Annotated in this window: 8 protein-coding genes; 3 read left to right on the forward strand and 5 right to left on the reverse strand. The window is 59.3% G+C overall.

Annotation, left to right across the window (positions count from 1 at the left end; translation table 11 throughout):
- Positions 1-4 precede the first annotated feature (4 nt).
- From WG78_RS09460 to dusB, 4 genes are all read right to left on the reverse strand, one after another.
- The gene (locus tag WG78_RS09460; protein ID WP_053937564.1) at positions 5-574 is read right to left on the reverse strand and encodes a hypothetical protein; all 570 of its coding nucleotides are present in this window, start codon (positions 572-574) and stop codon (positions 5-7) included.
- 118 nt (positions 575-692) lie between these two features.
- A complete protein-coding gene (gene purH, locus WG78_RS09465; protein WP_053937565.1) occupies positions 693-2,255 on the reverse strand; it encodes a bifunctional phosphoribosylaminoimidazolecarboxamide formyltransferase/IMP cyclohydrolase in 1,563 nt (520 codons plus the stop codon).
- A gap of 142 nt (positions 2,256-2,397) precedes the next feature.
- Positions 2,398-2,661, reverse strand: coding sequence for a DNA-binding transcriptional regulator Fis (fis, locus tag WG78_RS09470; RefSeq protein ID WP_053937566.1), 264 nt, complete (start codon positions 2,659-2,661; stop codon positions 2,398-2,400).
- Positions 2,662-2,790: 129 nt separating this feature from the next.
- Entirely contained in the window at positions 2,791-3,831 is a 1,041-nt protein-coding gene (dusB, locus tag WG78_RS09475; protein WP_053937567.1) for a tRNA dihydrouridine synthase DusB, read from the reverse strand.
- 233 nt (positions 3,832-4,064) lie between these two features.
- On the opposite strand from dusB, the gene nagA reads away from it, so the two are divergent.
- A complete protein-coding gene (gene nagA / locus WG78_RS09480; RefSeq protein ID WP_053937568.1) occupies positions 4,065-5,174 on the forward strand; it encodes an N-acetylglucosamine-6-phosphate deacetylase in 1,110 nt (369 codons plus the stop codon).
- A gap of 1,632 nt (positions 5,175-6,806) precedes the next feature.
- On the opposite strand, the gene WG78_RS09490 is transcribed toward nagA, so the two are convergent.
- Positions 6,807-7,349, reverse strand: a complete 543-nt coding sequence (locus WG78_RS09490; RefSeq protein ID WP_161805091.1) for an acyloxyacyl hydrolase — start codon at positions 7,347-7,349, stop codon at positions 6,807-6,809.
- A gap of 224 nt (positions 7,350-7,573) precedes the next feature.
- Here WG78_RS09490 and argA point away from each other — a divergent pair, with 224 nt between their 5' ends.
- Together argA and WG78_RS09500 are read left to right on the forward strand one after the other, a co-directional pair.
- Positions 7,574-8,890, forward strand: coding sequence for an amino-acid N-acetyltransferase (gene argA, locus WG78_RS09495; RefSeq protein ID WP_053937571.1), 1,317 nt, complete (start codon positions 7,574-7,576; stop codon positions 8,888-8,890).
- A gap of 223 nt (positions 8,891-9,113) precedes the next feature.
- On the forward strand, positions 9,114-11,942 hold the full coding sequence (locus tag WG78_RS09500; RefSeq protein ID WP_053937572.1) for an EAL domain-containing protein: 2,829 nt from the start codon (positions 9,114-9,116) through the stop codon (positions 11,940-11,942).
- Positions 11,943-11,976: the final 34 nt, after the last annotated feature.

Here is an 11,976-nt window from a genome sequence, read left to right on the forward strand (position 1 = left end):
TTAATTAGTACTCGTAACGCCCGAAAAAGAAGGCGACGTTGCCGTGATTGAAACCACCGCCCACTTTGGGAATGAAGGTTCCCATCACCGAAAGCTTGTCGTAGCGCACTGCGGCCAGCGGCAGCACGATCGGAAACGGTATGCCGCCAAAAATATCGCGGCGCGAAGTCAGCCCGGCCGTGTAACCGGCCGCCACTGACCACTGCCCGGCCACCGGCGCAAACCACAACCGGGCATAGCCGGTCAGCAACTCGGGTTTGTAATGCGAATCCGAAAACACCATGCCGTAGACGATATCGTCATTGCCTTGCGCGTCGGTGGTGTGCCGACCAAAGCCCAGGCCCCAGGCATGATCATTAAAGGTTTTGCGTTTGTCTTCGTCGTAGGTGGCCGGATCGTGCCACGTGTAACCCGAGAAATACAGGTCGGGCGTACCCGTAGAAAACGTATCGTCCACACGCTGGCAGGCGGCGTTAAGCCAGCTGCCCATGCCGCTGCATTCCAGCGCCAGACAGGAACTGGCTGCCGACGCCATGCTCAGGGCCAGGATGCCCGCAAGCCAATGTTTTCTCATAATGATTTCTTATAAAAAAAAACATGCAACTGGCCTGCAGCGGCACACCGCCCCTGCCTGCCCGCCCCGTCTGTGATCATGCGTCACCCAGGGCAGGCATCCGGCAAGGGATGACTTCTTAGTGACGGAAGTGACGGATACCCGTAACCACCATTGCAATGCCGTGCTCATCGGCTGCGGCAATCACTTCTTCATCGCGCACCGAGCCGCCCGGCTGGATGATGGCGGACACGCCGTTTTCGGCGATCACATCCACACCATCGCGGAACGGGAAGAACGCATCCGACGCCGCCACCGAACCGCGCAGTTCCAGGCCTGCATTGCGCGCCTTGATGGCAGCGATGCGGGTGGAATCCACCCGGCTCATCTGGCCGGCGCCAATGCCCAGCGTCTGGCCCTTGCCGCAGAACACAATGGCGTTGGACTTGACGAACTTGGCCACGCGCCATGCAAACAGCAGATCGCCCAGTTGCTCCGGCGTCGGTGCTTTTTTGGTGACCACTTTCAGATCATTCAGCGTCAACGCGTGCAGGTCCGGCGTTTGCACCAGCAGGCCGCCACCGACGCGCTTGACGTCAAAGTGGTTGGCGCCCGCCAGCAACGGCACACGCAACACGCGCACGTTTACTTTTTTGGCCAGCAACGCCAGCGCTTCGGCCGTATACGACGGCGCGATCAGCACTTCCAGAAATTGCGCCGCCACGGCTTGTACCGTGTCGCCATCCACTTCACGGTTAAACGCAATAATCCCACCAAAGGCTGACGTCGGGTCTGTGGCAAACGCCAGACGATAGGCGCTGAAGGCATCCGCACCGATGGCCACGCCACACGGATTGGCATGCTTGACGATCACACATGCGGGTTCGTCAAACTGCTTGACGGCTTCCCACGCGGCATCGCTATCGGCAATGTTGTTGTACGACAGTTCTTTGCCCTGCAATTGTTCATAGCTGGCCAGGCTGCCCGCTGCCGGGTCCAGATCACGATAGAACGCGGCGGCCTGGTGCGGGTTTTCACCGTAACGCATGTCCTGAACTTTGCTGAACTGCAGGTTCAGACGGTCGGGCCATACTTTCTTTTCGCCGTTATCGGCCAGTGCGGTCAGATAGTTGGAAATGGCGCCGTCATAGGCAGCGGTATGGCTGAAGGCTTTCTTGGCCAGATTAACGCGCGTGGTTTGCGACAGCGCACCGTTATGGGCGGCCAGTTCGGCCAGCAGCGGCGCGTAATCAGCGGCGTCCGTCACGATGGCAACATGCGCGTGGTTTTTGGCGGCGGAACGCACCATGGCCGGGCCACCGATATCGATGTTTTCGATGGCGTCTTCAAACGTGCAATCGGGGCGCGCAATGGTGGCTTCAAACGGGTACAGGTTGACGCACACCAGATCAATATTGCCGATGTCGTGCTCGGCCATCATGGCCACATGGGCGGGCAGATCGCGACGGCCCAGAATGCCGCCGTGGATTTTGGGATGCAGCGTCTTGACGCGGCCATCCAGCATTTCCGGAAAACCGGTGTAATCAGCCACTTCGATCACCGGCACATTGTGGTCGGCCAGCAGGCGCGCAGTGCCGCCGGTGGACAGGATTTCAACGCCGTGGCCAGCCAGTGCCTGGGCAAATTCGAGAACGCCGGTCTTGTCCGAGACACTGATCAGCGCGCGTTTGATGGTGGTCATTTGCTTTTCCTGGATTTCTGCGGGACTAAGAAGCGCGGCACAAACAGGCCGCGTCGGCTACCTGGCACGGGCTAGCCGGAAAAAACAGCAAGATCTTTACCGGATGTCGCCGCGCCGGACCTCGCCCGCGTGGCGATCCCGGTTACAGCATGTCGTAGGTCTGCAGCTTTTTACGCAAGGTATTGCGATTGATGCCCAACACATCGGCCGCACGGGTCTGATTGCCGGCTACATGATCCAGCACCATTTCAAGCAACGGCTTTTCCACCCGCGACAACACCATTTCATACAAGGCGCACGGCGCTTCACCATCCAGATCATCAAAATATTGCTGCAAAGACGCACGGATGGCCTCGGCAATCGGATCGATCTCACTGGTAAAGGTCAGTACTGCTGGCTGGTTCATTGCTCTTTCCCCAAACGGCGCCCGGTCTGTTTTATTTGTGCTGGGCGCACGGCTACTTTGATTAAAACCTGTGCGCGGCGACAGTTTGCGATGTGCAAAAGCTGCCAGGGGCGCGGCCCTTGCTGGCGGTCAGGCTGCCAGCGGCGCGTCGGCGAGATCATCACCGGCGGCTTGCGTGTCTTCGTATTGCAGCCGGTCGCCGCGGCGGCCCAGCTCGTCAAAATACTGGCGCACGGCGGCATGTTGCGCGGCGGTGCTATCCAGTTGATACATGGCCTGACGGAACGCGTTGCCATCGTGCAGGCCGCGGGTATACCAGGCGATATGCTTGCGGGCGATGCGACAGCCCGAGTACTCGCCATAAAACGCGTACAGCTCATCCAGATGGCCATCCAGCACATCGCGGATTTCGGTTACTTGCGGCGGCGGCAGCGTTTCGCCGGTGGCCAGAAAATACGCAATCTCGCGAAACAACCACGGCCGCCCTTGCGCCGCGCGGCCCACCATGACGGCATCTGCGCCAGTTTGCGCCAGCACCTCGCGCGCTTTTTGCGGTGTATCAATATCGCCGTTGGCGATCACCGGAATCGCGATGCTTTGTTTGACCTGGCGGATCAGCTCGTAACGCGCCGCGCCGTTATACATGTCTTCCCGCGTGCGGCCATGCACCGCCAGCGCGGCGATACCAGCGGCTTCGGCGCGTTGCGCCACACGCAAAATGTTCTCTTCACCATTACAAAAACCCAGGCGCGTTTTAAGCGTGACCGGCACATCCACCGCCGCCACCACGGCATCGAGGATTTCGCCCACCAGCGCTTCGTCTTTCAGCAATGCCGATCCGGCCAGCTTGTTGCACACCTTTTTGGCCGGGCAGCCCATATTGATATCGATAATCTGCGCGCCCAGTTCCACATTCAGCCGCGCCGCCTGCGCCAGCATGGCCGGATCAGAGCCGGCAATCTGCACTGCAATCGGCCCGGGCTCGCCCGCATGGTCCATCCGCCGCCGCGTTTTAACGTTGTCCCACAGCGCGTTATTGGCCGTAATCATTTCCGACACCGCATAACCCGCGCCAAAGTGCCGGCACAGTTGCCGGTACGGCCGGTCAGTCACACCCGCCATCGGCGCGACAAACAGGTTGTTGTGTAAGGAATACGGCCCGATCTGCATGGGTGCCTGGAGTGCGGAAAAGGCGCGAATTCTAACGCCTGCTTAAATATTGGGCAACCCAAAACCGCCCTCTGGTTGATGAGAAAACCAGTGTTTGCTGGTGCTAGCCTGCGCTTCGTCGGCTGTAACGTTTTTTTACTTGCAGAAGTGGCGTGGCCGTCACAATGAACGCTGTACGACCCTTGCAACATCGGCGGCAGCATGCTGAAAGCCACCGCCGTTCCGGAGCCCCGATGTCGACCTCACCCTATGCCAATATCCTTACCGCCGACGGCTGGCGCTTGGGCACACTGACCAGCGACGCTGGTCGGATCAGCGCCCTGCACGCCGCGCCGGTTAACCCTGCAAACAATACATACGGTTATGTGCTGCCCGGTTTTGTGGACCTGCATGTGCACGGCGCGGACGGCCACAATGTGATGGACGGCGCTGACGCCGCTGTGGCGATTGCGCGACGCCATGCGCAGCACGGCACCACCGCGATGCTGGCCACCACCGTCAACGCGCCGCACTCGCGCTTGCTGGCCTCGCTGCAAGCGCTGGCCGAGCCGATCGAACATCGGGCCGCAGGCGCGGCGCGTTATCTGGGCGTGCATCTGGAAGGGCCGTATGTCAATGGCGAACGCTTGGGCGGGCTGCCCGCGCATGCGCGTACCGCGGTGATGGATGAGGTCGAACAATACCTGGCGGCCGTGCCGGTGCGGGTGCTGACGCTGGCGCCGGAACTGGCAGGCCACGCGGAAATCATCCAGCAACTGACCGCGCGCGGCGTGCGCGTGCAGATTGGGCATTCGCTGGGCAGTTATGAGGACGGCGTGGCGGCGCTACAACACGGCGTGGCCGGGTTTACCCATTTATATAATGCGATGTCGGTGCTGAACCACCGCGCCCCCGGCATGGTGGGCGCGGCGCTGGCGCATGCGCATTACAGCGAACTGATCCCCGACCTGATCCACGTGCACCCCGGCGCAATGCGCACGGCATTTCGCGCCATCCCCAAGTTGTACTGCGTGACGGATGCGTCGGTGGCCACCGGCTTGCCCGACGGCGAATATCGCAAAGACGAAGGCCGCACCATCACCAAATGCATGGGCGGCGTGCGCTTGCCCGACGGCACGCTGGCCGGCAGCGCGCTGACCATGGACGTGGCATTGCGCAACCTGGTCGGCATCGGGCTGACGCTGGAAGACGCCAGCAACCGGGTGTCGCGCTATCCGGCGGAATACCTGGGCGTGGCGGATCGCGGGCGGCTGGGGATCGGGGCGTGGGCGGATTATGTGGTGCTGGATCGGGCGTTGATGGTGCAGCGGGTGGTGGTGGAGGGGGATGTGGTGGTGGGGTAGATGTTGGGGTTGCGGGGGCTGGTTTGGCGATGGGGTTTTGTTGATTGAGTCTTTGTTGATTGAGTCTTTGTTGATTGAACCTTTGCTGCTTGGGTCTTTGTCGCTCGGTTCTTTAATGATTGAGACTTTGCAGCTTGAGTTTTTGTTGATTGAGTCATTGCTGCTTGAGTCATTGCTGCTTGAGTCTGGCGGCGTGTTTTGGGGTGTTCGGCTGGTGCCGAACAGATCGTTTAACGCTTAGCCTGCGGCGCATTTTTGATACCCGGGGGTGCCCGGGAGCACGTCACTTTCTCCTACAGCCGAGAAAGTAACCAAAGAGGCCGCCCTTAGCTGCCGCAATGCGGGGGTAGGTCAAAAGCCTCAAGCACATCCTTTGGGTTGCATAGCTGCCGCTCCGCGGACGCGACGCTCAGTCGGAGCCCGGTAAAGCCGGTCTCCTACCTTCGCGCGCTCAGGATATGGTGTTGGTTTGCTAGCCACGCTGGCCTCGTTGCTGCGCAACATCGGGTGGGCGTGGATGCTGGGCCGTGACAGTGAATGGGGTTTGTGTGTGCTTATCGCTTTCGTCTGATTTACGCTGCGGTCCAATAGGGTGGGTCAAGACCCACCACCCAAAGTAGCAAACAAGAACGGCCGGGCCGAAACCGCGCATATTTACCTCTTCACTAAGGCACGCAAGAACAGCCAGCCCAAACGCCCGCATGCTTGCCTTACCACGGAGGCATGCAAGAAACGTAGGGTGCGTTACCCGTAGGGTCTTGTCCTCGCGTGCGGGGACAACGCACATTTGGGTTATGCCACCGAAGTTGTGAAAGACGCGAAATCCGGATGGCGGCAAGGAATGATGGGCATGGCGTAATCATGGAAATGTGCGTTGCCCTACGGGTAACGCACCCTACGCGTGCCTGCGAGCTGGGGTGATGAAATCGTCGGTTGTATTAAGCCGAACATTCTTGCATGTGGCTTTGGTTGGTGGGTCTTGACCCACCCTATGAGATGTTGGTGGTACGTGGCGGGAACGGTGACAAATCAGACGGCGGTGGCCGTGCGGGGATGGGCGCGTTAAGCGGGCGGTGCCGATGTTCACTGTCACCCGTCGCAACCACGCCCACCCGATGTTGCGTAGCAACGAGGCAAACCCGGCGTCCCAACAGCAGGCATTACCTGTCGAGGGAGGGGAAGGAGACCCGTTCTTTGGGGCTCCGTCCGACCGAAGTTCCGCGGAGCGGCAGCTGAGCCATCGAAGTGCAAGACGGTCCGTTTCGGCTTTTGACCTGCGGGCCCCCTGGCGAGCGAAGGATTCGCGAGTGGGGTCGCCTTTCTTTTGGTTATCTTTTCTTTGGCGAAGCAAAGAAAAGTAACGTGCTCCCGGGCACCCCCGGGTATCCAAACATGCGCCGCAGGCACAAGCGGTTAAAGGTTCATACGGCACCAGCCAAACATCAAAACATGCGCCGCAGGCTAAGCGTTTAAAGGTTTATTAGCCACCAACCAAACATCAAAAAATACCCCGCAACCTAAGCATCTAAAGAATTACAGCCCAACCCAATCCCCAAAAAACCAATCGCAAACGCCCAAACAAACAAGGGCCGCAATCGCGGCCCTCTAAACATTGTTGTTAAACCCGGCTAATCAGAAATGATAGCCATAGCGCAAGAACATGAAATCAATCCCGGGGTTCGGTTTGTCGATGCCGGCGTTCGAGAAGTGGTGGAAGTTAAAGCCGAGTTCCTGGTGGCCCTTGTCAAACGAGCAACCCACGCCCACGCGATCGCTAAACTGACCGTGCGAGCTCATATCGTGGTCTTCGGCCACTTTATGCTCGGTCAGATAAGCCACGCCCACGCCGCCTTCAATAAACGGGTTACACCAGCTGCTGCTGGTATGAAACTGATAGCGGAACATCGGCACGATATCCACATCGTAGTCGGTGCTGTTGGACGGGCGGAATTTACCTGCCGCCAGTTCCCAATAACCGGTCAGGTTACCCACCGACGTATCAAACCAGTCCACACCCCAGTCCTTGGTCACCGAGATACGGTAAGTGTTGGGCTTGAGATCGCTGGTCGGGCGAGTGGTCTGGCCCACGGCGAAAGTGATCGAATCAACCGGCGCGGCTTGTGCGAATGCAGAGGCGGCGGCCACCAATAATGAGAGGAGTCTGAGCTTTTTCATGGCGAAGAATCTTACTCCTGCGATTATTAAAATTGGGCAGAAATTTGTGCGCATGTGTACGCCAGATATGTCCTACAGGACACGCCCTCTGCCCTATGACCAGGCCCTGCGGCGGGCCGGGGTGCAAATCAATTGCAAACCGATACAGCCACAAGCCGCAAACCCGCGCCAATTATGCCCTACAATCCAGTTTTCCGATGTTAGTGCCTGTCACGGAGTAATGAATGCAACCTGATGATTTCGTGCAATGGTTTCGCCAGGCCGCCCCATATATCCACGCATTTCGCGGCAAGACGTTTGTCATTGCGCTGGGCGGCGAGGTGGTGCGCGATGGCCGCTTTTTTACGCTGACCCACGATATCAACCTGTTGACCAGCCTGGGCGTGCGCCTGGTGCTGGTGCATGGCGCGCGACCGCAAATCGAAACCCGCATGGAAGAACGCGGGCTTGATGTTCATTATCATAAAGGCGTGCGGGTGACGGACGCGAACACGCTGGAATGCGTGATTCAGGCCGTCGGCCAGGTGCGCGTAGACATCGAATCGCTGTTGTCGATGGGCTTGGCAAACTCGCCGATGGCCAATGCGCATATCCGCGTTTCGGCCGGTAACTTTATTACGGCGCAACCGATGGGCGTGCGCGACGGGCTGGATCTGCTCTATACCGGCGAAGTGCGCAAGATTGATACCACGGCGCTTAACTATCGGCTGGAAGACGGCGAGCTGGTGCTGTTGTCCACCTTGGGTTATTCGCCCACCGGCGAGGTGTTTAACCTGACGTTGGAAGATGTCGCCACCAGCGCCGCCATCGCGCTGCGCGCTACCAAGCTATTGTTTTTGTTTGGCCACGAAGGCGTGGTGGATCAGCGCGGCAATCTGCAAACCGAACTGACTGCGCTGGAAGCCGAAGAATTCCTGTCGGCCAACCCCAACGTCAACGAAGACGTGCGGCTGTATCTGCCGCAAGCCATCCGCGCGGTGCGGCGCGGTGTGGCGCGGGCGCATCTGGTTAGCCACAATGTGGACGGCGGTTTGCTGATGGAGTTGTTCAGTCACGAAGGGATAGGCACCATGATCTCGCGTGAAACGCTGGAGACCATGCGCCAGGCCGTGATTGACGACGTCGGCGGTATGCTGCAACTGATTGAGCCGCTGGAAGAACAAGGCGTGCTGGTCAAGCGTGGCCGCGAGTTGCTGGAACGCGAAATCAATCGGTATTCGGTGCTGGAACACGACGGCAAGATTATCGGTTGCGTCGCCATCCATCCTTTCCCGGACAGCAAGATGGCCGAAATGGCCTGTCTGGTGGTGCATCCCGATTATCGCGATGAAGATCGTGGCGCGGTTTTACTGCGCCACGTGGAATTGCAGGCCCGCAGCCAAGGCATGGAATCGTTGTTTGCGCTCACCACGCGCACCTCGCACTGGTTTGTGGAGCGCGGCTTTACGCAAGCCACGGTGGATGAACTGCCGATCGAAAAAAAGAACCTGTACAACTATCAGCGGCGCTCCAAGGTGTTTATCAAGCCGCTCAAGAATTAGGCAAAAACGCGACAAAGCAATGGCGCTCAGTGGGCCATTTCACCGCGACCCACGGTAAGGTTTGCTTGCGCTGGCAATTTATGACACGCTCATAAAGTTTGCTGGCTTACAAACAGCATGAACGGACACCCCAACCTACCGGCGCCCCAGCAAGGCGCCGGTCTGCTGCGTGGACCGAAATCGACAACCGCACTGTCCGCTACTTGCGAGGTTCTGGCCCGAAATGCCTTCTGTGCCCATCCCCGGTTCGCTGCGTGCCCGACTGATTGTCGCCGGCATCCTCGTTCAGTGCGTGGTGCTGGCGTTTCTGCTGTTTAATACGTCGCGAATCTGGAACGACATGGTGGCGCACAACACAGATGTGCGCGTTAACGAATTGTCGCAATTACTCCAGGCCGCGCTGGCCACGCCGATTGCCAATGGCGATATGGCGCATACCTCCGATTTGCTGGATGCGTTGCGCGGCCCGGAAGGCATTGATTACCTGGTGCTGCTGGACAAGCATCACCACATCACCGCCGCCCGTGGTTGGGATGTATCGCAACCGCTGCCCGCCCCTACCCCGCCCGCCGCCTGGCAAGATTTGCCGCCGCTGATCCACGTGGCTGTCCCGATCAAATATGGCAATGAAACGCTCGGCACCTTACGTTTTGGTTTGTCCGGCCAGGACACACGCGACGGCATTCAAAAGCTGATTTTGCAAAACTCGCTCAGCATGATCTTTGGCATGATCGTGTCCGCGGTGTTGATGGCTTTGCTGGGCTATTGGCTAACCCGCCATCTGTACCGATTGATTACCGCAGTCGAAACCGCCAGCCGCGGCCAGCTCTCCGAGATTCCGGTGCAGGCTGGCAGCGACGAAGTCGCGCGCCTCACCACCCGCTTTAACGATATGACCGCCAGCATCCGCGCCAATATGCTGTCGTTGCAACTCAGCGAAGCGCGCTACAAAGCCATCGCCGAATGCACCTATGGCGTCGAGCTGTGGCTTGATCCCGACGGCCGCCTGGCGTGGGTAAATGCCTCGGTTACACCGCTGACCGGCTACAGCGTCAACGAATGCATGATGCTGGGTGATTTTCCGTTTACCCTGGCCATGGCCGAAGAGCGCGGCCGCCTGGTGCAGACATTGCAGGCCGCGCTCAAACAACCGACGTCTGAAGCGGACTTTGAATTCCGCGCCGTGCGCCGCGATGGCTCCTTGTTCTGGGCCGCGCTGGCATGGCAACCATTGCGTAATGCGCAAGGCGAATATCAAGGCCTGCGCTTGAGCCTGCGTGACAACTCCGCGCTCAAAGAAGACCGCCTTGCCCTCAAGAAGGCGGTGCAGGAATTGCGGCAACTGCAAGCGCTGGGCGACAGCTATCTGCATCGCGCCGAACAGGAACGCGCCCGCTTGACCGCACTGCTGGCGGCAATGCGCTTTGGCGTGTTGTTTGTGGATGAACATAACCGCATCGTGTTCTATAACCCGGCGTTTTCCGATCTGTGGGGTCTGGATGCGCTGGGCAATCTGGATGGCAAACCGATTGGCCAGATTCTGCAGCAAGCCGACAACCGCCCCGATCTGGGCGACCTGGTTATCCATTACCTTGAAGAAATCGCCCCGGGCGAAGACCGCGTCGATTATGGCGAACTGACCATGCACGACGGCCGCGCCGTCACGCAGCAGTGTTATCGCGTGGCGGGCCAGCACAATCACGCCGGCAAGATGTGGGTGTACGAAGACGTTACGCAACAGCGCCAGATGGCCGAGCGCATGATCAATCTGGCCGAACGCGACGCGCTCACCGGCTTGTACAACCGCCACCGCTTCCAGCAGGAACTGGAACGCATGGTGTCGGAAGCCGATCGCCGCCAGACCGCCATGGCGCTGCTGTTTTTTGATCTGGATGAATTCAAATACGTAAACGACACCTTTGGTCATGCGGTCGGCGACGAGCTGCTGAAGACCATCGCCAAAGAAATCGGCCTGCAGGTGCGCCGACACGAAGTGCTGTCGCGCCTGGGTGGCGATGAATTTGCGATTCTGGTGCCTGATTGCAATGAATTTGAAGTCGGCAAACTGGCCGAACGCATCGCCGGTGCGGTGTTGCAAATCCAGTTTGCGGTGGACGGCCATCAACTGCGGCCGTCGTCGTCGGTGGGCGTGGCGATGTTCCCGCAACACGCCACCACGCCAGGCGAACTGGTGGCGCATGCCGATTCGGCCATGTACCAGGCCAAAGCCGCGGGCAAAGCCACGTGGCGCATGTATCGCCCCGATGCCGATGTGTCGCGCAGCGCGTTTAACCGGCTGAGCTGGAAAGACCGCATCATGCAGGCGCTGGAATCCGACGGCTTCGAACTGCATTACCAGGGCATCTACGACGTCAACACGCGCGAACTGGAGCATCTGGAAGCACTGGTGCGCATGAAAGACGTGCAGAACCCGGGCGGCGTAATCATGCCGGGGCACTTTATTCCGCATGCGGAAAAAACCGGCAAGATCGTCGATATCGACCGTTGGGTGATCAAACGCACGGTGGAATTGCTGGCCGCGCGCCCGGATATTCCATCGGTGGCCATCAACGTGTCGGGCCGCTCGTTTGACGAGCCCGCGCTGCCGGAATTTATCGGCTCCTTGCTGCGATTGCATTGCGTTGATCCGCGCCGCTTGCTGGTGGAGCTGACCGAAACCGCCGCCGTGTCGGATATGCGCGATGCGCAACGCTTTATTGATGCCTTGCGCGCCACCGGCTGTACCGTGTGCCTGGATGACTTCGGCAATGGCTTTGCTTCGTTTGCCTATCTCAAGCAACTGAAGGCCGATGTGCTGAAGATCGACGGTTTCTTTATCCGCGATCTGCCGCACGACCACGACAGCCAGGTATTTGTGCGCGGCATCGTCGCCATGGCGCGCGATATGGGCAAGACCACCATCGCCGAGTTTGTCGAAAACGAAGCCATCTACAACATGCTGGTCGATATCGGCGTGGATCTGGTGCAGGGCTATTACCTCGACAAGCCCACGCGCGATCATCCGGCCCTGCGCAACGCGGCCTCGGCCTGAACGGTGATTGCCGCCATCACGGCCCGCTGCGGGT

This window comes from Amantichitinum ursilacus, assembly GCF_001294205.1.
Classification (GTDB): Bacteria; Pseudomonadota; Gammaproteobacteria; order Burkholderiales; family Chitinibacteraceae; genus Amantichitinum; species Amantichitinum ursilacus.